Source organism: Streptomyces sp. NPDC044704 (assembly GCF_056433525.1).
The window spans coordinates 218,421-239,836 of record NZ_JBWKGY010000007.1; the positions used below are offsets into that span (position 1 = coordinate 218,421).

Sequence of the window (21,416 nt, forward strand, 5' to 3'; positions counted from 1 at the left end):
GGGACCGCCGGACGCCGCCGCTACGACCCCGAGACGCTGGGCGCGCCCGTCTCGATGTGGCCCGTGTAGCGGCGGGACCAGGTGCCGTCGGAGTCGGCCAGGACCGTGAAGTCGTACCAGCCCTTGTTGTAGGCCACCGCGTTGAACCAGTCCTCGCGCGAGGAACCCGCCGGGACGGTGTACGTCCACGGGCCGTCCGTGCGGTATGCGTTGGAGCGGACGGTGAAGGTGACCGGCGCGGCGGAGGCGTTCGTCATCTTGAACCAGATCGCCGTCTTGCCGGTGCCCGGCTCGACCGCGAAGCGGGCCGCGACCTCCAGCGACTTGCCCGGCTTCGCCGCGTCGCCGATGAAGCGGCGCAGGAAGCGGTTCGGGCCGTACATCGAGATGTCGTACTTGCCGGAGCCGTGCCCGAGCCCGATGTGGAAGTAGTCGGACGTGGCGGCTCCCGGGTCCACCGTGTACTGCCAGGCGGCCGTGTCCCGGTGCTGGTGGGGGTGGATCGAGAAGTGCGCCGCCCGCTTCGCCTGGGCGCCCTGGTTGGTCATCGAGAACCAGGCCACGATCTGGCCGGCGGCCCCGAACTCCAGCCGGTCCAGGTTGCCGTTCACCTGGTAGGGCAGGGTGCGGGCCGGGCGCGTGCCCGTCTCCTGCGCGGGCAGGGCGTTGTCCTGCGGCACCGGGTTGGGGAGCGGGCCGCAGGTCGCCTGCCCGATGACCTTGGCGGTCGAGGGGAGCCCGGCGGGGACCCCGTAGACGGGGCGGGCGAAGTCGAAGACCCCGGTCAGGTCGCCGACGACCTTGCGGCGCCAGGCGCTGATGTTCGGGCAGGCGGCCGGGGTGCCGAGGGCCGCGGTCCAGGTCTCCATGAACCGCAGCACCGAGGTGTGGTCGAAGACCTCCGAGCTGACCCAGCCGCCCCGCGTCCAGGGGGACATCACGAGCATCGGGACGCGGAAGCCGAGGCCTATGGGGGCGCCGTCGAGGTACTCGTCGGGGGTGCCGGGCGGGGCGACCGGCGGCGGGACGTGGTCGAAGAACCCGTCGTTCTCGTCGTAGTTGAGGAACAGGACGGTGGAGTCGAAGACCTCCGGGTTCGCGGCGAGCGCCCGGTAGACCAGGTCCACGAAGTGGGCGCCGTCGCCGGGCGGGGCGTAGGGGTGCTCCGAGAAGGCCTCGTTCGCCACGACCCAGGACACCTGCGGCAGGGTGCCGGCCACGACGTCGGCGCGGATGGCGGCCGCGATGTCGTCCGGGGTGGAGCCGGTGACGCGCGGCACCGAGCTCATGCCCCGGTCGTACAGCGGGTTGCCGGGGGCCGCGTCCGTGAAGTTCTTGAAGTAGGCCAGACCGTTGTCCCCGTAGTTGTCCTGGGCGTTCTGGTAGACCTTCCAGCTCATGCCGGCCCGCTGGAGGGCCTCCGCGTACGTCTCCCAGGTCAGGCCGGACTCGTCGCCGCCGTCCTTGCTGGAGGCGTCGATCCGGCCGCTCCACAGGAAGGTGCGGTTGGGGCCGGTGGCGCTGAGGGCGGAGCAGAAGTAGGCGTCGCAGACCGTGTAGTGGTCGGCGAGACCGTAGTGGAACGGAATGTCCTTGCGGTCCAGGTAGCCGAGGGTGCGCGCGTTGCCGACACCGGTGACCCAGTTGTCCATCCGGCCCGTGTTCCAGGCGGCGTGCTGCGAGGTCCAGCTGTGCGGGAGGTCGCCGGTGCACTGGGCCAGGGTCTCGCTGTCGGCGCCGCCCGCGGGCGGGGTGGCGGACAGCTTCCACGGGTACTGGCGGCCGCCCCAGTTGGGCTGGTTGAAGGTGCCCCAGCCGCCCGGGATGTTGCCCGCGGCGCGGTCGGCGAAGCCTCGTACGCCCTTCAGCCTGCCGAAGTAGTGGTCGAAGCTGCGGTTCTCCTGCATCAGGACCACCACGTGCTTCACGTCGGTGATCGTGCCGGTCGCGGCGGCCGCGGCCGCCGACGCCGGCCCGACCGAGGGCAGGGTCGCCCCCGCCACGAGCCCGGCGCCGATTCCCACGAATCCTCTGCGGCTGATCGGTGTCACTGGCTGCCCGCCTCCAACTCAAGTGCCCCGCTGGCACATTGACGGCAAGAGTGACGGCGCCGGGTCCAAAGGTCTACATCCGTGCGGTAAGAAGTCGGTGAACTTCCGGGTGGCCGGAATCAGCCGCCGGTGCGGACGAGCATCTTGCCCAGGTTCTCCCCCCGGAGCATGCCCAGGAAGGCGTCCACCGTGTGCTCGAACCCCTGCACAACGGTGGTATCGGTACCGATCCGGCCACTGCGCAGATGAGGCACGAGGAGGGCCTCCAGCTCCTCCTGGAGATTGGTGTGATGGCGAACCAATACCCCTTCCAGGCGCAGCGACTTGTGTACGACCTCGAAGAGGTTGCGGGGCGCGGCCGGTGACCGGTCGCCGTTGTACATCGAGATCGCACCGACCCAGGCGATCCGCCCGAACTCGCGCAGGGCGTCGATCGCGCCCTCCAGGTGCTCCCCGCCGACGTTGTCCACGTAGACGTCGATCCCGTCCGGCGCGGCCTTCGCCAGCTGCTCGCCCACCGGCCCGTCGTGGTAGTCGAAGGCCGCGTCGAAGCCGAGGTGCTCCGTGAGGTGGCGGACCTTGGCCGCCGAGCCCGCGCTGCCGATGATCCGGCGGGCGCCGAGCAGCCGGGCGATGTGCCCGGTGGCGGTGCCGACCCCGCCCGCGGCGGCGGAGACGAAGAGGTCCTCGCCCGGCCGCAGGGCGGCGGTGCGGGTGAGGGCGGCGTACGCGGTCAGGCCGGTGCCGCCGAGGACCGACAGGTACGCCTCCAGCGGGACGCCCTCGTGGCCCGGCAGCCTGCGGGTGCCGTCGCTCCCGAGGGTGACCAGCGCGTGGGTGCGCCAGCCCGCGCGGTGGAAGACGAGGTCGCCCTCGGCGAGGCCCGGATCGCGGGAGGCCACGACGCGGCCCACGGAGCGGCCCTCCAGCGGGGCGCCCAGGGCGAAGCCGTCCTCGCCGCCGTCCATCAGGCCCCGGTGGTACGGGTCCACCGAGAGCAGCAGGTTCTCCACCAGCGCGGTCCCGGGGGCCGGCTCCGGGACGGGGAACTCGACGAAGGCGAAGTCGCCGGCCGAGGGGAAGCCGGAGGGGCGGGCGGTCTGGTGGACGGCGAGAGCGGTCTGCGTGGTCATGGCCCAGACGCTAGGAAGGAATCTCCCGGCCGGGCAGGGGGTTGCGTTCATGACAGCCGTCCTTCCATGAATCCCGCTCATAGAACGAGGTGAGGGCCCCGTGGCCGAACTCCTCCCGCAGGAACTGCGGATCCTGGTCGCCGTCGCCGAGACGGGCGGCTTCACCGCCGCGGCCGCCCGGCTCGGGATCGGCCAGTCGGCCGTCTCGCACGCGGTGCGCGGCAGCGAGGCCAAGGTCGGCGCGGTGCTCTTCGAGCGCGGCCGGACCGGGGCCGCGCCCACCCCGGCGGGGGAGCGGGCTGTCGCCCTCGGCCGGCGCATCCTGCGGCTGTACGAGGTACTGGGCGCGGAGGCGCGCGCCGCCGGCCGGAGCGGGGCCGGGCGGGACGCGGCGGCCGGGGTCCTGCGCATCGCCGCCTTCCGCAGCGCGGCCCTGCACCTGCTGCCGCCCGCGCTGGCGCGCCTGACCGCCCGGCACCCCGGGATCCGGCCCGAGGTGCGGGTGGTGCGCGAACTCGGCGCCGGAACCGCGGGGGAGGTCGCCGCGGGGCGCGCCGACCTGGGCATCGCGACGCTGGGCCCGGGGAGTTCCGTACCGCCCGGCCTGCTGAGCGGGGTGCTCGCCCGGGAGACGTACGCGCTGGTGCACCCCGCCGGACACCCGGACCCGAAGGCGCTGCCCCTGCTGGACTGGGACGAGAACTGCGGCTCCTACACCCGCGAGTGGTGGCGGTCCCAGGACTGGATCCCATCGGCGACGGTGAAGGCGGAGGACGACGCGATGGTGCTGACCATGGTCGGCCGGGGCCTGGGCATGGCGATCCTGCCCGAGCTCTCGCTGCGCGAGGCCACGGACGCCGTGGAGACCGTCGGCCTGGGCCCATCGGGGCCGGTGAGGCAGGTGGGATACGTCACCACACCGGAATCCGCGGCAACCCTCGCCATTCGCGCTCTGATCAGGGAACTCAAGGCTGAGACGGTCTGAAAACGGAGTCGTGAGGAGGTCCATTTCGGGGGTTCCGCGTCTCAGATAGTAGGAAGTCCGAGTAATTGCGGAGACATACAGCCGGACCTGCCCTAGCTTTGTAGGAGCCGAACGTCTCGCCGATCCGGCGAATGGCGGTCGAGAGCGCGCGCCCCTGGCAGGCAACCCCTGCGGCGCCCAGCTCCCCGCCTCTTCCGGCGCCTTGAAGGAACCCCTCATCCGTGGCCCCGCCACGCCGTGATCTCAAGGAGTCGATCACCATGACCCCCACCACCGCCGCAGCCCGCCGCGTCCGCCACTCCTCCCCGGCCGACGCCGACCGCAAGAACGCCGCAGCCGCCCTCCAGCGCGCCCTGGACCGCCGCGACAACGGCGGCTCGACCGGCCACTGAGGCCACTGCACCACTGAACCCCTGAGGCCACTGGGTCCCGGGGTCCACCGGTGTCCCGGATTCACCGGGGCACCTCCCCCTCACACCCCTGGTCGGCTGACATGTCGCGTCCACACGGGTCCACATGGTGGACGCGATATGTCTGAGGGCTGGGACACGGAGTACGGTTTCGCCATGTCGACCAGCATCAATCTCGCAGTGATCCCCGGTGATGGCATCGGCCAGGAAGTCGTGGCTCAGGGACTCAAGGTCCTTACCGCGGTCCTGCCCCAGGATGTGAAGCTGGAGACCAAGGAATACGACCTCGGCGCCCAGCGCTGGCACCGCACCGGTGAGACCCTCCCGGACGCGGAGCTCGAAGCCCTCAAGCACCACGACGCGATCCTGCTGGGCGCCATCGGCGACCCGTCGGTCCCGTCGGGCGTCCTGGAGCGCGGTCTGCTGCTGAAGCTCCGCTTCGCCTTCGACCACTTCATCAACCTGCGCCCCTCGAAGCTCTTCCCCAACACGGCCACCCCGCTCGCCGGCCGTCCGGAGATCGACTTCGTCGTGGTCCGCGAGGGCACCGAAGGCCCGTACACCGGCAACGGCGGCTCGCTGCGCACCGGCACCCCGGCCGAGGTGGCCACCGAGGTCAGCGTCAACACCGCCTACGGCGTGGAGCGCGTCGTCCGCGACGCGTACGAGCGGGCCAACGCCCGCCCCCGCAAGAAGCTGACGCTGGTCCACAAGAACAACGTCCTCGTGTACGCGGGCCACCTGTGGAAGAACACCTTCGACAAGGTCGGCCAGGAGTACCCCGAGGTCACCACCGACTACCTGCACGTCGACGCGGCGACGATCTTCTTCGTCACCCAGCCCGAGCGCTTCGACGTCATCGTCACGGACAACCTCTTCGGTGACATCCTCACCGACCTGGCCGCGGCCGTGACCGGCGGTATCGGCCTCGCCGCCTCCGGGAACATCAACCCGACCGGCGCCTTCCCGTCCATGTTCGAGCCCGTCCACGGTTCGGCCCCGGACATCGCGGGCACCGGCAAGGCCGACCCGACCGCGACGATCCTGTCCGTCGCCCTCCTGCTGCGCCACCTCGGCTACGAGGCCCAGGCCGTCCGCATCGAGGACGCGGTCTCCGCCGACCTGGCCGAGCGCGACGGCACCTTCCGTTCCACCGACGCGATCGGCGACGCCCTCGCCGCGCGAGTAGCCGGCTGACCCGCCGCTCCACCTCAGGAAGCCGCCGGGTCGCGACCATCGGACCCGGCGGCTTCTCCTGTGCGGCCCCGGGTGCCACCATCTCCCCTGGGCCGCAAACGCCCCGTTTCACCGAAGCCTGCCCGCGGGCGATAATCGAACGCGAGGCCGCGGAATACGGGGAAGCTCGGACGTCCTAGTACGCCGTGAGCGCGGTCCGCCCTACCCAACCGGTGAAGGACAAGCACTCATGACGACGCCCACGATCGAGCTGAAGCCCTCCTCGAACCCTCTGTCCGACGCGGAGCGAGAGGCGATCCTGACCAGCCCCGGTTTCGGCCGCCACTTCACCGATCACATGGTGACCATCAAGTGGACCGAGGGCCGCGGCTGGCACGACGCCGAGCTCGTCCCGTACGCGCCGCTGTCGATGGACCCGGCCAACATGACCCTGCACTACGCGCAGACGATCTTCGAGGGTCTCAAGGCGTACAAGCAGCCCGACGGCAGCGTGGCCACCTTCCGCCCCGAGGCCAACGCCGCGCGCTTCCAGGCCTCCGCCCGCCGCATGGCCATGCCGGAACTGCCGTCGGACCTGTTCATCGCCGCGTGCGACGCCCTCATCGCGCAGGACTGCGCCTGGGTGCCGGACTCCGGTGAGGCCTCCCTCTACCTGCGGCCCTTCATGTTCGCCTCCGAGGTCGGCCTGGGCGTCCGCCCGGCCAACGAGTTCCTCTTCATGGTCATCGCCTCCCCGGCGGGCGCCTACTTCCCCGGCGGCGTGAAGCCCGTCTCCGTCTGGCTCTCCGAGGAGTACGTCCGCGCGGTCAAGGGCGGCACCGGCGCCGCGAAGACCGGCGGCAACTACGCGGCCTCCCTCGTCGCCCAGGCCCAGGCCGCCTCCCACGGCTGCGACCAGGTCGTGTGGCTCGACGCCGTCGAGCACCGCTGGATCGAGGAGATGGGCGGCATGAACCTGTACTTCGTGTACACCGAGGCGGACGGCACCCGGCGCATCGTCACCCCGGAGCTCACCGGCTCGCTGCTGCCGGGCATCACCCGCGACTCCCTCCTCACCATCGCCCGCGACCTCGGCTACACCGCCGAGGAGGGCCGGATCACCACCGAGGACTGGAAGCGCGACAACGAGAACGGCACCCTCACCGAGGTGTTCGCCTGCGGCACCGCGGCCGTCATCACCCCGGTCGGCTCGGTCAAGTCCGCCCGCGCCGACTGGATCCAGGGCGACGGCGAGCCCGGCGAGGTCACGATGGAGCTCCGCAAGGCGCTCCTCGACCTCCAGACCGGACGCGCCGCCGACGCCCACGGCTGGATGCACCCGCTCGGCTAGCCGTACGGGCGCGCCCCGCGCCCCGCTCACGACAGGAGGGCCCCCGACCGCATCGGCCGGGGGCCCTCCTGTCGTACGCACGCCCGCGCGGGCGCCCTGTCCGCGGGCCCGGATCAGCGGCCCCGCTTGCGCGCGGCCCGCCTGGCGCGCCGCGCGTCGACCCGCGCGGAGCCGTCCGGCAGCATGCTGACCAGGGCGTCGCCGAAGAAGTAGAAGAACCAGCCGATCCCCTTGAGGATGCGGATGATCACAGGGCCTGCGAGCTCGTCCATACGTGTTCCGTGTTCTCCCCTTGTTCCTGTGCGGGACCGGCGGGCACGGCGGCCGCGGACCGGGAGGTCAGCGCGGCGTACACCAGCCCGCCGACGAGTCCCGAGAGGACGAAGCTGCAGTCCACGCCGCCCGTGAGCGCCAGCAGGGGGCCCTCGTAGAACGGTGTGGTGACGGCCGCGAGGCCGGTCAGGGCTCCGAGTGCCCAGGACACCGTCGCACGCGGGTTCCACCCCCCGCTGTACCAGTAGACGCCGCCGCGGGCCCGCTGGTTGAACACCTGGAGTGACTTCTCGTCGTACCGGCCGCGGCAGCGCACGTACCCGATCAGGGTGATGACGGCCCAAGGGGTGCCGATTGCGGTGAGGAGGAGGACGAAGGAGGTCATCGCCGCCTGGGCGTTCCAGCCGAAGGAGCCGATGAAGACGAACGCGGTGGCGACGGCCGCGGCGACCAGGGTGGCCGTGGTCCGGGTGGCCTTCGGGACGATCGCGTCGAGGTCCAGGCCCATGGAGTAGAGCATCAGGCCGGCGTTGCCGACGGACCCGGCCGCGGCCGCCACCAGCAGCGGGACCAGGTACCAGAACGGGGCGGCGGCCACGAGCGGCCCGGCGTAGTCGGCTCCGGCGCGGGCGGCGAGCGCGGTGTACGTGCCGAAGAGCTGCGGGATCAGCAGGCCGAACAGCAGGCCGACGGCGGTGGCCCAGAGCACCTTGCGGGAGCTGTGCCGGCGCGGGGAGATGTAGCGGGTGTAGTCGCCGAGCAGGGTGATGAAGGCCACCGGGCCGCTGAGCCCGGCGGCGACGGTGGCGAGCAGCCACGTGGGCCAGAAGGAACCCAGCAGGTACGAGGTGTCCGGCGGCGCGGCGGCGGTGAAGTCGGGGGCGTAGGCGAGGACGCCGACGGCCAGCAGGACCACCATGGCGACCGACAGGACCTTGCTCATGCGCAGCAGCAGCCGGTAGCCGAAGACGGCCCCGACGACGGTACAGGCGGCCAGTACGCCGTACATCGCGGCCCGGGTGAGGCCGGTGTCGGGCAGCCCGGTGAGCCGGGACAGGGCCCCGACCATCACGTCGCCGCCGATCCACAGGGTCAGCGCGGTGTAGCCGAGCGAGAGCAGGAGGCCCACCACCGAGCCGACCAGCCGGCCGCGGACGCCGAACTGGGCGCCGCTGGAGGTGGACAGGTTGGTCGCGGTGCGCAGGGAGACCAGCGCGAGCGGAGCGGTGAAGGCGATGCCGACGAGGGTGCCGGTCACGACGGCCGTGACCGAAGGCCACAGCCCCAGTCCGAAGGACGGCGGCAGCCAGCCGAAGACGATCACACCGAGGCAGAGGTTCGAGCCGAGGAGGATCGCGACGAGGTCGCGGGGACCGCTCGTCCGCTCCTCCTCCGGGACGGTGTCGACTCCGCGCTGTTCGATGGGCATGGGGGACTCCCTTGGCAGGGCGGGGGGTGGTTGCGCAGGTGTTTGAGCGACACTCAATGTGACTCAGGCTTTGCCCCCAGGTCAATGATTCCCTGCAAGGAAATGAAGAGTTAGAGTGATGCTCTAACCCATCGACTCAAGAGGTGGTGGATCGGCGTGCGGCTGACCCCTACGGAGCGCGACCGGCTGCTGTTGCGCAGCGCCGCGGAACTGGCCCGGGCCCGGCGGGCCCGGGGCCTGAAGCTCAATGTCCCGGAGGCCACGGCGCTGATCGCCGACACCGTCTGCGAGGCCGCGCGCGACGGCAAGCGCCTGGCGGAGGCCATCGAGGAGGCCCGCGGCGTGCTCGGCCCGGACGACGTACTGCCCGGCGTGTCCGACGTGGTCACCGAGGTGCACGTGGAGGCCGTCTTCGACGACGGCTCCCGCCTGGCGGTGGTCTCCGCGCCCATCCGGGGCGCCGCCTCGCTCGGCGACGAGGCCCCCGGCGCGGTCGTACCGGGCCCGGGCGCGCCGCAGCCCGAGCCGCAGCTGCACCTGCACGTGCGCAACACCGCCTCCGTGCCGGTGAGCGTCACCTCCCACTTCCACTTCTTCGAGGCCAACCCCCGGCTCGACTTCGACCGGGCCGCCGCCTACGGCATGCGCCTGTGCGTGCCCGCCGGCTCCTCCGTACGGTTCGACCCGCACGGCGAGGCCGAGGTCGGGCTCGTCCCGATCGGCGGCGAGCGCATCGCCATCGGCTTCGCGGGCCTGGTCGACGGCCCGCTGGACGCCCCCGGAGCGAAGGAAGAGGCCCTGCGCCGTGCCGCGGCCTGCGGCTACCTCGGCGTCGTCGCCACCGACACCGCCACCGACACCGCGGACGGAGACCCGGCGTGAGCAAGAAGACCCCGCACAGCGACCACTGCGCCCCCGGCAGCCGGCACATCGACCCGCGCGAGTACGCCTCCGTCTTCGGTCCCCGCGCCGGCGACCGGGTACGGCTCGGCGACTCCGGGCTCACCGTCCGGGTGGAGCACGACGCGCAGAAGCCCGGCGACGAGTTCCTGGCCGGTTTCGGCAAGACGGCCCGCGACGGCCTGCACCTGAAGGCCGCCGCCGTCCGCGAGACCTGCGACGTCGTGATCAGCAACGTCCTGGTCATCGACGCGGTCCTCGGGATCCGCAAGGTGTCCATCGGCATCCGCGAGGGCCGCATCCACGCGATCGGCCGGGCCGGCAACCCCGACACCCTCGACGGCGTCGACGTCGTCGTCGGCACCGGCACCTCGATCGTCTCCGGAGAAGGCCTGATCGCCACCGCCGGAGCCGTGGACACGCACGTCCACCTGCTGTCCCCGCGCATCATGGAGGCCTCGCTCGCCGCGGGCGTCACCACGATCATCGGCCAGGAGTTCGGCCCGGTCTGGGGCGTCGGCGTCAACTCGCCGTGGGCGCTCAAACACGCCTTCAACGCCTTCGACGCCTGGCCGGTGAACATCGGTTTCCTGGCCCGCGGTTCGTCCTCGGACGCGGCCCCGCTGGTCGAGGCGCTGGCCGAGGGCGGAGCCAGCGGTTTCAAGGTCCACGAGGACATGGGCGCCCACACCCGGGCCCTGGACACCGCGCTGCGGGTGGCCGAGGAGCACGACGTGCAGGTGGCCCTGCACAGCGACGGCCTCAACGAATGCCTGTCCGTCGAGGACACCCTGCGCGTCCTGGACGGCCGGACCATCCACGCCTTCCACATCGAGGGCTGCGGCGGCGGGCACGTGCCCAACGTGCTGAAGATGGCGGGCGTGCCGAACGTGATCGGTTCCTCCACCAATCCCACCCTGCCCTTCGGGCGGGACGCGGTCGCCGAGCACTACGGCATGATCGTCTCGGTCCACGACCTGAAGCCGGACCTGCCCGGCGACGCGGCGATGGCTCGCGACCGGATCCGCGCCGGGACGATGGGGGCCGAGGACGTCCTGCACGACCTGGGCGCGATCGGCATCACCTCCTCCGACGCCCAGGGCATGGGCCGGGCCGGCGAGACCATCCGCCGCACGTTCGCCATGGCCGCCAAGATGAAGGGCGAGCTGGGACCGCTGGCCGGTGACGGCGAGGGCGACGACAACGCCCGCGTCCTGCGCTACATGGCCAAGCTGACCATCAACCCGGCCATCGCCCACGGTCTGTCCCACGAGATCGGCTCCATCGAGGTCGGCAAACTCGCCGACATCGTGCTGTGGCGCCCCCCGTTCTTCGGCGCCAAACCACAGCTCGTCCTCAAATCCGGCTTCCCCGCCTACGGCGTCACCGGCGACCCCAACGCCGCCACCGACACCTGCGAACCGCTCGTGCTCGGCCCCCTGTTCGGCGCCCACGGCGCCACCCCCGCCGACATCTCCGTCGCCTTCGTCTCCGCCGCGGCCGCCGCGCTCGGCTCCGACGAGATGCCCACGCGCCGTCGCCGCGTCGCCGTCCGCGGCACCCGCGGCATCGGCCCGAAGGACATGCTCCTGAACTCCCGGGTGGGCGCGGTCGACGTGGACGCGCGCAGCGGACTCGTCTCCCTCGACGGCGAACCGCTGCGCTCCGAAGCGGCCGAATCGGTCTCCCTGAACCGCCTGTACTTCTTGTAAGCCGCCCCGCTTGCAGAGCCCTTAAGGACCCCTGCCATGACCACGAACAAGCCCGCCGACGCCGGATTCCGGATGCCCGCCGAGTGGACCCCGCACGAGCGCACCTGGATGGCCTGGCCCAGCCCCAACCCCACCTTCACCAACGAGCAGGAGCTCGCCGAGGCCCGCGAGGCATGGGGCGCCGTCGCCCGCGCGGTCCGCTCGTACGAGCCCGTGACCCTCGTCGTCTCCCCGGGCGACGCCGAGAGCGCCCGCGCGGTCGTCGGCGAGGACGTACAGCTCGTCGAGCGCGAACTCGACGACGCCTGGATGCGCGACATCGGCCCCACCTTCGTCACCAACGACGCGGGCGAACTGGCCGCGGTCGACTGGACCTTCAACGGCTGGGGCGCCCAGGAGTGGGCCCGCTGGGAGCACGACTCCAAGGTCGCCCGCCACGTCTCCGACCTGGCCGGCACCCGCACGTACAGCACCCGGCTCGTCAACGAGGGCGGCGCCATCCACGTCGACGGCGAGGGCACCGTGCTCCTCACCGACACCGTGCAGCTCGGCGAGGGCCGCAACCCCGGCTGGACCCGCCAGCAGGTCGAGGCCGAGATCCACGCCCACCTCGGCACCACCAAGGCGATCTGGCTCCCGTACGGCCTGGCCGGCGACTACGGCACCTACGGCACCCAGGGCCACGTCGACATCGTCGCCGCGTTCGCCCGCCCCGGCGTGGTCATGGTCCACACCCAGCCCGACCCCGCCCACCCCGACCACGAGCGCTGCAAGACCATCGCCGCCATCCTGCGCTCCTCCACCGACGCGCGCGGCCGGCTGCTGGAGGTCGTGGAGGTCCCGGCCCCGACGGTGCTGGAGGAGGACGGCGAGTGGGTCGACTACTCGTACATCAACCACTACCTCTGCAACGGAGGCGTCGTGCTGTGCGCCTTCGACGACCCGCGCGACGAGGAGGCCGCCGAGATCTTCCGCGGCCTGTTCCCCGAGCGGACCGTGACCCTCGTTGACGCACGTACGATTTTCGCCGGGGGTGGCGGTATCCACTGCATCACCCAGCAGCAGCCGAAGGTCTGACCTGCGGCGGACCTGATGAAGGAGTGGCCCATGGTGGCGGGTGGAGTACCGGTACGGGCGGCGCGCAAGAACGCGCCCCCGCGCGAGGACGTACTCGTCGCCGCCATGGCCACGATCGCCGAGCGCGGTCTGGAGGGCCTGACCATGGCCGGCCTGGGCCGCCAGGTCGGCATGAGCAGCGGCCACCTCCTCTACTACTTCGGCAGCAAGGACGAGCTCCTGCTGCGGACCCTGGAGTGGAGCGAGACCGCCCTGGGCACCCAGCGACGGGCCCTGCTGTCCCGCCGCGGCCCGGTGCGCGAGCGCCTCCAGGCGTACGTCGACCTGTACGTCCCCGACGGCCCCCGCGACCCGCACTGGACCCTGTGGCTGGAAGTCTGGAACCGCTCCCAGAACGCCGGCCCGCAGGAACGCGACCGGCAGGCCGCCATCGAGGGCGCCTGGCACCGCGACCTGGTCGCCCTGCTCGCCGAGGGCGTCTCGCGCGGGGAGTTCCGGCCGGTGGACCCCGACCGGTTCGCCGCCAGGATCAGGGCCCTCCTCGACGGCTTCAGCATCCAGGTCGCCGTCGGCCTGCCCGGGATAGGGCGCGACGACATCCTCGAACACGTACGGGAGTTCCTCACCGACACCCTCACCGCCCCGGCCTGACCCCCGGGCCCCCACCCGTGCGGGGCTGCCCGCATCGTGAGATCGCCGTCCACGCACGGCGAACGGTATGGCACACTGCGAACGTGCCTGCTCAGCTCATGATTATGGACAGCAGCGCGCCGGTCCTCAGTGACCGCTGAACCGTGGAAGACCTTCGCGGCAGCGGCCACCGTGCCTCAGACCCGCGCGCAGACCTCTCGCACCCGCGAGGGGTCTTTTCGTTTCCCGGCCCGAAATCATGCCGGGACCGGGCGGCGCGCGATGATGGGGGCAGTGGATCCCGGGCTTCCGGAACCACTCATCCGACAGGAGTCAGATCAGCATGACGACGACAGAGGCGACGGAGCCGACCGAGCCCACCGAGCCGACCGAGCCGTCTTCGGGTCTCGCCGACAGCTTCCACGTCTTCGACACCACCCTCCGCGACGGCGCCCAGCGCGAGGGCATCAACCTCACCGTCGCGGACAAGCTGACGATCGCCCGCCACCTCGACGACTTCGGCGTCGGCTTCATCGAGGGCGGCTGGCCCGGCGCCAACCCCCGCGACACGGAGTTCTTCGCCCGCGCCCGCGCCGAGATCGACTTCAAGCACGCCCGGCTCGTCGCCTTCGGAGCCACCCGCCGGGCCGGCGGCTCCGCCGCCCAGGACCCCCAGGTCCGCGCCCTCCTGGAATCCGGCGCCCCCGTCATCACCCTGGTCGCCAAGTCCCACGACCGGCACGTCGAGCTCGCGCTGCGCACCACCCTCGACGAGAACCTGGAGATGGTCCGCGACACCGTCGCCCATCTCGTCGCACAGGGCCGCCGCGTCTTCGTCGACTGCGAGCACTTCTTCGACGGCTACCGCGCCAACCCCGAGTACGCCAAGTCCGTCGTGCGCGCCGCCCACGAGGCCGGCGCCGACGTCGTCATCCTCTGCGACACCAACGGCGGCATGCTGCCCGCGCAGATCTCCGCCACCGTCGCGACCGTCCTCGCCGACACCGGTGCCCGCCTCGGCATCCACGCCCAGGACGACACCGGCTGCGCCGTCGCCAACACCCTGGCCGCCGTCGACGCGGGCGCCACCCACGTCCAGTGCACCGCGAACGGCTACGGCGAGCGCGTCGGCAACGCCAACCTCTTCCCCGTCGTGGCCGCGCTGGAGATCAAGTACGGCCGTACGGTCCTCCCCGCGGGCGCGCTCGCCGAGATGACCCGGATCTCGCACGCCATCGCCGAGGTCGTCAACCTCACGCCCTCCACCCACCAGCCCTACGTCGGCGTCTCCGCCTTCGCGCACAAGGCCGGCCTGCACGCCTCGGCCATCAAGGTCGACCCCGACCTGTACCAGCACATCGACCCCGAGCGGGTCGGCAACACCATGCGCATGCTCGTCTCCGACATGGCCGGCCGCGCCTCCATCGAGCTCAAGGGCAAGGAGCTCGGCGTCGACCTCGGCGGGGACCGCGCGCTGATCGCCCGGGTCGTCGAGCGGGTCAAGGAGCGGGAGCTCCAGGGCTACACGTACGAGGCCGCCGACGCCTCCTTCGAGCTGCTGCTGCGGGCCGAGGTCGAGGGCCGGGCCCGCAAGTACTTCCGTACCGAGTCCTGGCGGGCGATCGTCGAGGACCGCCCGGACGGCACCCACGCCAACGAGGCCACGGTCAAGCTGTGGGCCAAGGGCGAGCGGATCGTCGCGACGGCCGAGGGCAACGGCCCGGTCAACGCCCTGGACCGGGCCCTGCGGGTGGCGCTGGAGCGGTTCTACCCCCAGCTGGCCAAGTTCGAGCTGGTCGACTACAAGGTCCGCATCCTGGAGGGCACGCACGGCACGGAGTCCACGACCCGCGTCCTGATCGCCACGACGGACGGCGTCCGCGAGTGGTCCACGGTGGGTGTCGCCCCCAACGTGATCGCCGCCTCCTGGCAGGCCCTGGAGGACGCCTACACCTTCGGTCTGCTCCACGCGGGCGTCGAACCGGCGGAGTAGTCCGGCGGCGGGTCGACGCCGACCGCCCGTACCTCGCCGGCACCCGGCCCGGCGAGGCGCTCGTCCGGGCCAGGGCCGGGTCGGCCGGGCTTATGTCCCGTTAACACGGGAAACACCCGGTTCGGGTAGCGTCGTACGCATGAGGACCAGGCTGATATCCGTACGTTTCGGACCGCTGCTGGCCGGTCTGCTGCTGGCCCTGTCGACGACCGCCCTCGTGGCCGCCCCGCAGGCATCGGCCGCCACCGGGGTCACCGCCGTGGGGGAGGCCCTCAAGACGGGCCCGGTCTACGTCGACCCCGGCGCCCGGGACCAACTGTCCGCGGCGCAGGCCGACGCCCTGGCCGACAAGATCAAGGATGCCGGCAAGCCCGTCTTCGTCGCCGTGCTGCCGGCCACCGCGGAGTTCCCGCAGGACAAGGTGCTCGGCGCGATCCGCGCCGAGACCGGCATCACCGGGCTGTACGCGATCCGCCTCGGCGACGGCTTCAACGCCGGCGCCGACCGGGCCGTGATGCCCGCCAACGCCGTACGGAACCTCACCGAGGCCGTGAAGACCGGCACCCCGGCGGACGCGGCCACCCAGCTCGACCGCTTCGTCGACCAGGCCCTGAGCCAGGCCAAGGGCACCGCCCCCGCCTCCTGGGGCACCACCGGGGCCTCCGACGGCGCCCCGGTCGGCGGGCTCATCGCCCTCGGCGCGGTGGCCGCACTCGGCGGCGGCGGCGTCTACCTCCTGGTGAAGCGGAACCGCCAGAAGAAGGAGGAGGCGCGGCGCGAGGCGATCGCCCGGCTCTCCGTGGTCGTGGACGAGGACATCACGGCCTTCGGCGAGGAGCTGGAGCGCCTGGACTTCCACCCCGGCGAGCCCGGCGCCGACGACGCCATGCGCAAGGACTACGAACAGGGCCTCGACTCGTACGAGAAGGCCAAGCAGATCATGGGCTCGGTCCAGCGCCCCGAAGAGGTGCAGGGCGTGACCCAGGCGCTGGAGGACGGCCGGTACGCCCTGGCCAGCCTCGACGCGCGCCGCCAGGGCCGGCCGCTGCCCGAGCGCCGCCTGCCCTGCTTCTTCGACCCGCGGCACGGGCCGAGCACCGAGGACGCCGCCTGGGCCCCGGCGGGCGGGGCCCACCGCACCGTGCCGGTCTGCGCGGCGGACGCCGTACGCCTGCGCGACGGCCTCGACCCGGCGGTCCGCACCGTCGACACCGAGCGCGGGCCGCGCCCGTACTACGACGCCGGCCCGGCGTACGGTCCCTGGGCCGGCGGCTACTTCGGCGGGGGCATCCTGCCGGGCCTGCTGATGGGCACGATGCTCGGTTCGATGATGTCCAGCCCCGCCTACGCCTCGGACTTCGGCGGCGCGGGGAGCGGCTTCGAGGGCGGGGACGTCTCCGGAGCCGACTTCAACCCGTCCGACTTCGGCGGCGGGGACTTCGGCGGCGGTGGCGGGTTCGACGGGGGCGGCGGGTTCGACGGCGGGGGCGGCTGGTAGCCGCCCCCCGGGGCCGCGTCCGTCCGGGATCAGGCCTGCTTGATCGCGGAGATGTCGAAGGTCAGCTTCACCTTGTCGCTGACCATGACACCGCCCGCCTCCAGCGCGGCGTTCCAGGTCAGGCCCCAGTCGGAGCGCAGGATCTCGGCGCCGCCCTCGAAGCCGACGCGCTCGTTGCCGTAGACGTCGGTGGCCGAGCCGGTGAACTCCAGGTCGATGGAGAGCGGGCGGGTGACGTCCTTGATCGTCAGCTCGCCGGTGATGCGGTACGCGTCCCCGCCGAGCGCGGCCGCGCCGGTGGAGTGGAAGGTCATCAGCGGGAAGAGCTCCGCGTCGAAGAAGTCGCCGCCCCGCAGGTGGGCGTCGCGGTCGGCGATGCCGGTGCCGACCGAGGCGATCTTGACGTCGATGACCGCCGAGGAGCGGGAGGGGTCGCTGCCGTCGAGGTGGAGGGTGCCCTCGTGCTCGGCGAAGCTGCCGCGCACGTTGGTGACCATCGCGTGCCGGACGGTGAAGCCGATGCTGCTGTGCGCGGCGTCGATGACGTAGTCGCCGGTGAGGGCGGCGAGCGCGGGGTCCACTTCGAGCGTGGCGACGGCGGTGGGGGCGGTACGGCGGGTGAAGAGACCCATGGCTTCCTCCTCGGAAGATCCTGCTGCGGGCGGTGCGGGGTCCAACGTGTTCGTTGAACTTTCAACGAGAATGACGCTAGACCCATTCCGTTCAATTTTCAACTTCTCTTGCGGGTGTCCCGTGGTTTTGTAGGACTCGCACAAAGGCCCAAGGTCCCGACTGGGGGAGTCCCTGCATTCTTCGGAGGTTCTGTCCGGGCCGGACAGCGGATCGGGTCCGAGACTGTGCGGAATCAACGGAGGGTTTTCGTGCTCGCACTTCGTAAGGTCGGTACATGACCGTTGTGGACCAGACTTCGAGCGAGCCGACGGATGCCCGTGGACGCGTGGCCGAGCTGCACTCCCTCCGTGAGGAGGCGCGGCGTGGGCCGAGTGACCGGGCGACGGAGGCGCAGCACGCCAAGGGCAAGCTGACCGCCCGGGAGCGGATCGCGCTCCTGCTCGACGAGGGTTCGTTCCGGGAGGTCGAGCAGCTGCGCCGGCACCGGGCGACCGGTTTCGGTCTGGAGGCGAAGAAGCCCTACACCGATGGTGTGATCACGGGGTGGGGGACGGTCGAGGGCCGGACGGTCTTCGTGTACGCGCACGATTTCCGGATCTTCGGCGGTGCGCTGGGCGAGGCCCACGCGACGAAGATCCACAAGATCATGGACATGGCGATCGCGGCGGGTGCGCCGCTGGTGTCGCTGAACGACGGTGCGGGTGCCCGTATCCAGGAGGGCGTCTCGGCGCTGGCCGGGTACGGGGGGATCTTCCAGCGGAACACGAAGGCCTCGGGTGTGATCCCGCAGATCTCGGTGATGCTGGGTCCGTGTGCGGGCGGCGCGGCGTACAGTCCGGCGCTGACGGACTTCGTGTTCATGGTGCGGGACACCTCGCAGATGTTCATCACGGGTCCGGACGTGGTCCGTGCGGTGACGGGTGAGGAGATCACGCAGAACGGGCTCGGCGGTGCGGACGTGCACGCGGAGACCTCGGGCGTGGCGCATTTCGCGTACGACGACGAGGAGACGTGCATCTCCGAGGTCCGGTACCTGATCACGATGCTGCCGTCGAACAACCGGGAGAACCCGCCGGTCCACGAGAGTGACGATCCGCGGGACCGGCGTTCTGAGGTGCTGCTGGACCTGGTGCCGGCGGACGGGAACCGTCCGTACGACATGCTCAAGGTCATCGAGGAGCTCGTCGACGAGGGCGATGTCCTGGAGGTCCACGAGCGGTGGGCCCGCAACATCATCTGTGCGCTGGCGCGGCTGGACGGGCAGGTCGTGGGCATCGTCGCGAACCAGCCGGGGCATCTGGCGGGTGTGCTGGACATCCACGCGTCGGAGAAGGCGGCGCGGTTCGTCCAGCTGTGCGACGCGTTCAACATTCCGATCGTCACCCTGCTGGACGTTCCCGGGTTCCTGCCGGGTGTGGACCAGGAGCACGGGGGGATCATCCGGCACGGGGCGAAGCTGCTGTACGCGTACTGCAACGCGACGGTGCCGCGGATCTCGCTGATCCTGCGGAAGGCGTACGGCGGTGCGTACATCGTGATGGATTCGCAGTCGATCGGCGCGGACCTGACGTACGCGTGGCCGACGAACGAGATCGCGGTGATGGGTGCCGAGGGTGCCGCGAACGTGATCTTCCGCAAGCAGATCGCGGACGCCGAGGATCCCGAGGCGATGCGGGCGCGGATGGTCAAGGAGTACAAGGCCGAGCTGATGCACCCGTACTACGCGGCCGAGCGTGGTCTCGTCGACGACGTCATCGATCCCGCGGAAACCCGTGAGGTACTCGCGAGCGCCCTCGCGATGCTCCGCACCAAGCACGCCGACCTGCCGTCGCGCAAGCACGGCAACCCGCCGCAGTAACCGAAGGAGACATGCCACCGATGAGCATCGCCACCGACACCCTGCTGAAGGTCGAGAAGGGCAACGCCGAGCCCGAGGAGCTGGCCGCGATCACCGCGATCCTGCTCGCCCGCGCCGCCGCCACCCCCGAGGCCGCCAGCGTCCCCGCCGCCCCGGCCGGCTGGCGCCGCCTGGAGCGCAGCCGCGGCTTCCAGGCACCGCACAGCTGGCGCTGACCCCTCCACCGCAGCTCTTCCCACGGCCGCTCAGCCGCACCGGACCCCCACGCCCCTCGGGCAGCGGGTCCAGGTCCGGCGGGCGGCCGTCGGCCGTGGTGCACCCGTTCAGGCGGTGTGCGCACGGCAGAGCGACCGACAGCAGAGCGGGTCCGGGCCCGGAGGAGAGCCGTCAAGGGGCGCCCGTAGCCGGGGAGTTGCTCCGGTCCCGGGCCGCACGGGAGCCGCCTCGCGGCGCAGCAGGGCCGCTGGGCGTCGCCCAGCGCCGCTCCGGCCCCGACCCGCCCACCGGCCGTCCCGGGCCGTCACGGCGGCGGCCACGTCCTCGGACCGCCCCCTCCGCCAGAAGCCCAAAAGCCCAGAAGCACAGAAGCACAGAAGCACAGAAGAGAAGCACAGAACGCCGGGAACCCGTATCGGGTTCCCGGCGTTCCGAGCGAAGAGGTGCCGCGACTACCGCAGGCGGGCCATCAGCGCGTGCTCGACCAGGGTGATGAGCGCGCTCTTGGCGTCCGCGCGGTGGCGGGCGTCGGTGGTGATGATGGGGGCGTCCGGGCCGATCTGCAGGGCCTCGCGGACTTCCTCCGGCGTGTAGGGCTGGTGCCCGTCGAAGCCGTTGAGCGCGATCACGAACGGCAGGCCGCTGTTCTCGAAGTAGTCCACCGCGGGGAAGCAGTCCGCCAGGCGACGGGTGTCCACGAGCACGACGGCGCCGATGGCGCCGCGGACGAGGTCGTCCCACATGAACCAGAAGCGGTCCTGGCCGGGGGTACCGAAGAGGTACAGGATCAGGTCCTGGTCCAGGGTGATGCGGCCGAAGTCCATGGCGACCGTGGTGGTCGTCTTGTCACCGGTGTGGGTGAGGTCGTCGATGCCCGCGCTGGCGGACGTCATCACGGCCTCGGTGCGCAGCGGGTTGATCTCGGAGACCGCGCCGACGAACGTGGTCTTGCCCACGCCGAAGCCGCCCGCGACCACGATCTTCGCGGAGGTGGTGGAGCGGGGAGCCGCTCCGCCGTTAGAGCTTGCGAAGTCCACTGAGCACCCTTTCGAGCAGTGTCACATCTGGCTGGCCGCCGGCAGACTCGTCGCCGCCGGGCTGGTGAATGGCGACAAGGCCCGCCTCCGCCAGGTCGGCGACGAGGATGCGGGCGACACCAAGAGGAATGGAGAGAAGTGCCGAGATCTCCGCTACGGATTTGATCTCCTGGCACAGACGGCAGATGCGCTGGTGCTCGGGCAACTGCCCTTGCAGCCGCGCGGGATCGGCCGTGGTGCTGACCAGCGCCTCGATGGCGAGCTGGTAGCGCGGCCGGGTACGGCCGCCGGTCATGGCGTACGGACGCACCAGCGGGTTGTGCGCCTTCGGAGCCTGCGGATGAGCAGACCTCATGGGCTGCTGCGAAGGCCGCTGGGACTGCGGAGGCTGCTGGGGCTGGCCGTACTGCTGTTGCTGGTAGGGGTTGTGCTCCGGCACCGGCCGGCTGGGAGCGGAGGGGAAGTTGAATCGGTTCTGGTCGTGCTGCCCACCCTGCGGCTGCTGCGCGCCGCCATAAGGATGTCCTCCGGGTGTTGTCACGTTTCCTCCTCCGACTCCAAGAACGCAGTACTCCCTGTGGAACCGCGCCACCGCACCCTATGGTGCGGTGACGCGAAACGCACTGCCTGTTTGCTAGTTGAGAAGACTTCCCTGGAGCTCCGCGCGCAGGTCCGGGGTGAGGACGCTGCCGGCGCGGTCCACGAGGAGGGCCATCTCGTAGCCCACGAGGCCGATGTCGCACTCGGGGTGCGCGAGCACCGCGAGCGAGGATCCGTCGGAGACCGACATGAGGAAGAGGAACCCCCGGTCCATCTCCACGACGGTCTGGTTGACGGCGCCACCCTCGAAGATCCGGGAGGCTCCGGCGGTCAGCGACGTCAGACCGGAGGCCACGGCCGCCAGCTGATCGGCGCGGTCGCGCGGGAATCCGTCGGACATCGCCAGAAGAAGGCCGTCGGCGGAGACCACCACCGTGTGGGACACCCCAGGGGTGTTGTCCACGAAGTTGGTGATCAACCAGTTCAGGTTCTGTGCCGCCTGGCTCATCGGGCT

The 21,416-nt window shown here is 71.4% G+C and carries 20 protein-coding genes; 12 read left to right on the top strand and 8 right to left on the bottom strand.

The features are described 5' to 3' along the window. Nucleotides 1–20: 20 nt before the first annotated feature. Together AC07B0_RS19755 and AC07B0_RS19760 are read right to left on the bottom strand one after the other, a co-directional pair. Nucleotides 21–2,051, bottom strand: coding sequence for a phosphocholine-specific phospholipase C (locus AC07B0_RS19755; RefSeq protein ID WP_478898648.1), 2,031 nt, complete (start codon nucleotides 2,049–2,051; stop codon nucleotides 21–23). Nucleotides 2,052–2,170: 119 nt separating this feature from the next. Beyond that, complete coding sequence (locus tag AC07B0_RS19760; protein WP_478863253.1) at nucleotides 2,171–3,184, bottom strand: NADP-dependent oxidoreductase; 1,014 nt, start codon at nucleotides 3,182–3,184, stop codon at nucleotides 2,171–2,173. Between the two features lie 100 nt (nucleotides 3,185–3,284). Here AC07B0_RS19760 and AC07B0_RS19765 point away from each other — a divergent pair, with 100 nt between their 5' ends. From AC07B0_RS19765 to AC07B0_RS19780, 4 genes are all read left to right on the top strand, one after another. After that, the gene (locus AC07B0_RS19765; RefSeq protein WP_356878257.1) at nucleotides 3,285–4,169 is read left to right on the top strand and encodes a LysR family transcriptional regulator; all 885 of its coding nucleotides are present in this window, start codon (nucleotides 3,285–3,287) and stop codon (nucleotides 4,167–4,169) included. A 260-nt stretch (nucleotides 4,170–4,429) separates the two neighbouring features. Next, entirely contained in the window at nucleotides 4,430–4,561 is a 132-nt protein-coding gene (locus AC07B0_RS19770) for a hypothetical protein (RefSeq protein ID WP_281206921.1), read from the top strand. A gap of 174 nt (nucleotides 4,562–4,735) precedes the next feature. Continuing rightward, nucleotides 4,736–5,776 (top strand): 3-isopropylmalate dehydrogenase, encoded by a 1,041-nt coding sequence (locus AC07B0_RS19775; RefSeq protein WP_356878256.1) that lies wholly within the window; start codon nucleotides 4,736–4,738, stop codon nucleotides 5,774–5,776. A 229-nt stretch (nucleotides 5,777–6,005) separates the two neighbouring features. Beyond that, nucleotides 6,006–7,106 (top strand): branched-chain amino acid aminotransferase, encoded by a 1,101-nt coding sequence (locus AC07B0_RS19780; protein ID WP_478898649.1) that lies wholly within the window; start codon nucleotides 6,006–6,008, stop codon nucleotides 7,104–7,106. Between the two features lie 113 nt (nucleotides 7,107–7,219). On the opposite strand, the gene AC07B0_RS19785 is transcribed toward AC07B0_RS19780, so the two are convergent. Both AC07B0_RS19785 and AC07B0_RS19790 read right to left on the bottom strand, forming a co-directional pair. Then, the gene (locus AC07B0_RS19785; protein ID WP_469381497.1) at nucleotides 7,220–7,378 is read right to left on the bottom strand and encodes a hypothetical protein; all 159 of its coding nucleotides are present in this window, start codon (nucleotides 7,376–7,378) and stop codon (nucleotides 7,220–7,222) included. Next, entirely contained in the window at nucleotides 7,354–8,808 is a 1,455-nt protein-coding gene (locus tag AC07B0_RS19790; protein WP_469381495.1) for a cytosine permease, read from the bottom strand. Before AC07B0_RS19790 ends, AC07B0_RS19785 begins: the two co-directional genes overlap by 25 nt. A gap of 156 nt (nucleotides 8,809–8,964) precedes the next feature. Here AC07B0_RS19790 and ureA point away from each other — a divergent pair, with 156 nt between their 5' ends. From ureA to AC07B0_RS19820, 6 genes are all read left to right on the top strand, one after another. Further along, a complete protein-coding gene (ureA, locus tag AC07B0_RS19795; RefSeq protein WP_478898650.1) occupies nucleotides 8,965–9,690 on the top strand; it encodes an urease subunit gamma in 726 nt (241 codons plus the stop codon). Further along, nucleotides 9,687–11,420: an urease subunit alpha gene (locus tag AC07B0_RS19800; protein WP_356878251.1), complete on the top strand. Its 1,734-nt coding sequence runs from the start codon at nucleotides 9,687–9,689 to the stop codon at nucleotides 11,418–11,420. Before ureA ends, AC07B0_RS19800 begins: the two co-directional genes overlap by 4 nt. Before the next feature lie 36 nt (nucleotides 11,421–11,456). Continuing rightward, on the top strand, nucleotides 11,457–12,497 hold the full coding sequence (locus AC07B0_RS19805; RefSeq protein ID WP_356878250.1) for an agmatine deiminase family protein: 1,041 nt from the start codon (nucleotides 11,457–11,459) through the stop codon (nucleotides 12,495–12,497). Between the two features lie 30 nt (nucleotides 12,498–12,527). Continuing rightward, complete coding sequence (locus AC07B0_RS19810) at nucleotides 12,528–13,148, top strand: TetR/AcrR family transcriptional regulator (protein WP_356878249.1); 621 nt, start codon at nucleotides 12,528–12,530, stop codon at nucleotides 13,146–13,148. 322 nt (nucleotides 13,149–13,470) lie between these two features. Next, nucleotides 13,471–15,120, top strand: a complete 1,650-nt coding sequence (gene cimA / locus AC07B0_RS19815; protein WP_356878248.1) for a citramalate synthase — start codon at nucleotides 13,471–13,473, stop codon at nucleotides 15,118–15,120. 139 nt (nucleotides 15,121–15,259) lie between these two features. Further along, on the top strand, nucleotides 15,260–16,618 hold the full coding sequence (locus tag AC07B0_RS19820; RefSeq protein ID WP_478898651.1) for a hypothetical protein: 1,359 nt from the start codon (nucleotides 15,260–15,262) through the stop codon (nucleotides 16,616–16,618). A 29-nt stretch (nucleotides 16,619–16,647) separates the two neighbouring features. Here the strand turns inward: AC07B0_RS19820 and AC07B0_RS19825 are convergent, their stop codons facing one another. Further along, nucleotides 16,648–17,250 carry a YceI family protein gene (locus AC07B0_RS19825; protein ID WP_356878246.1) on the bottom strand — a complete coding sequence of 201 codons (603 nt, stop codon included), beginning with the start codon at nucleotides 17,248–17,250 and terminating at the stop codon, nucleotides 16,648–16,650. 275 nt (nucleotides 17,251–17,525) lie between these two features. Between AC07B0_RS19825 and AC07B0_RS19830 the strand changes: the two genes are divergently transcribed. Together AC07B0_RS19830 and AC07B0_RS19835 are read left to right on the top strand one after the other, a co-directional pair. After that, nucleotides 17,526–19,109 carry an acyl-CoA carboxylase subunit beta gene (locus AC07B0_RS19830; protein WP_469384843.1) on the top strand — a complete coding sequence of 528 codons (1,584 nt, stop codon included), beginning with the start codon at nucleotides 17,526–17,528 and terminating at the stop codon, nucleotides 19,107–19,109. 20 nt (nucleotides 19,110–19,129) lie between these two features. Continuing rightward, entirely contained in the window at nucleotides 19,130–19,324 is a 195-nt protein-coding gene (locus AC07B0_RS19835; RefSeq protein ID WP_478898652.1) for an acyl-CoA carboxylase subunit epsilon, read from the top strand. A gap of 453 nt (nucleotides 19,325–19,777) precedes the next feature. Here the strand turns inward: AC07B0_RS19835 and AC07B0_RS19840 are convergent, their stop codons facing one another. The 3 genes from AC07B0_RS19840 to AC07B0_RS19850 form a co-directional block, all read right to left on the bottom strand. Beyond that, nucleotides 19,778–20,362 carry a GTP-binding protein gene (locus tag AC07B0_RS19840; protein ID WP_007266770.1) on the bottom strand — a complete coding sequence of 195 codons (585 nt, stop codon included), beginning with the start codon at nucleotides 20,360–20,362 and terminating at the stop codon, nucleotides 19,778–19,780. Continuing rightward, nucleotides 20,343–20,903, bottom strand: coding sequence for a DUF742 domain-containing protein (locus AC07B0_RS19845; protein ID WP_356877919.1), 561 nt, complete (start codon nucleotides 20,901–20,903; stop codon nucleotides 20,343–20,345). Before AC07B0_RS19845 ends, AC07B0_RS19840 begins: the two co-directional genes overlap by 20 nt. A gap of 93 nt (nucleotides 20,904–20,996) precedes the next feature. After that, nucleotides 20,997–21,410, bottom strand: a complete 414-nt coding sequence (locus tag AC07B0_RS19850) for a roadblock/LC7 domain-containing protein (protein WP_030037347.1) — start codon at nucleotides 21,408–21,410, stop codon at nucleotides 20,997–20,999. Between the last annotated feature and the right edge of the window lie 6 nt (nucleotides 21,411–21,416).

Coding starts and splice junctions, on each gene's coding strand:
- AC07B0_RS19775 (WP_356878256.1), top strand. CDS start 4,736: ATGTCGACCAGCATCAATCTCGCAGTGATCCCCGGTGATGGCATCGGC.
- AC07B0_RS19810 (WP_356878249.1), top strand. CDS start 12,528: ATGGTGGCGGGTGGAGTACCGGTACGGGCGGCGCGCAAGAACGCGCCC.
- AC07B0_RS19850 (WP_030037347.1), bottom strand. CDS start 21,410: ATGAGCCAGGCGGCACAGAACCTGAACTGGTTGATCACCAACTTCGTG.
- AC07B0_RS19830 (WP_469384843.1), top strand. CDS start 17,526: ATGACCGTTGTGGACCAGACTTCGAGCGAGCCGACGGATGCCCGTGGA.
- AC07B0_RS19820 (WP_478898651.1), top strand. CDS start 15,260: ATGAGGACCAGGCTGATATCCGTACGTTTCGGACCGCTGCTGGCCGGT.
- AC07B0_RS19785 (WP_469381497.1), bottom strand. CDS start 7,378: ATGGACGAGCTCGCAGGCCCTGTGATCATCCGCATCCTCAAGGGGATC.
- AC07B0_RS19805 (WP_356878250.1), top strand. CDS start 11,457: ATGACCACGAACAAGCCCGCCGACGCCGGATTCCGGATGCCCGCCGAG.
- AC07B0_RS19760 (WP_478863253.1), bottom strand. CDS start 3,184: ATGACCACGCAGACCGCTCTCGCCGTCCACCAGACCGCCCGCCCCTCC.
- cimA (WP_356878248.1), top strand. CDS start 13,471: ATGACGACGACAGAGGCGACGGAGCCGACCGAGCCCACCGAGCCGACC.
- AC07B0_RS19825 (WP_356878246.1), bottom strand. CDS start 17,250: ATGGGTCTCTTCACCCGCCGTACCGCCCCCACCGCCGTCGCCACGCTC.
- AC07B0_RS19780 (WP_478898649.1), top strand. CDS start 6,006: ATGACGACGCCCACGATCGAGCTGAAGCCCTCCTCGAACCCTCTGTCC.
- AC07B0_RS19835 (WP_478898652.1), top strand. CDS start 19,130: ATGAGCATCGCCACCGACACCCTGCTGAAGGTCGAGAAGGGCAACGCC.
- AC07B0_RS19770 (WP_281206921.1), top strand. CDS start 4,430: ATGACCCCCACCACCGCCGCAGCCCGCCGCGTCCGCCACTCCTCCCCG.
- AC07B0_RS19790 (WP_469381495.1), bottom strand. CDS start 8,808: ATGCCCATCGAACAGCGCGGAGTCGACACCGTCCCGGAGGAGGAGCGG.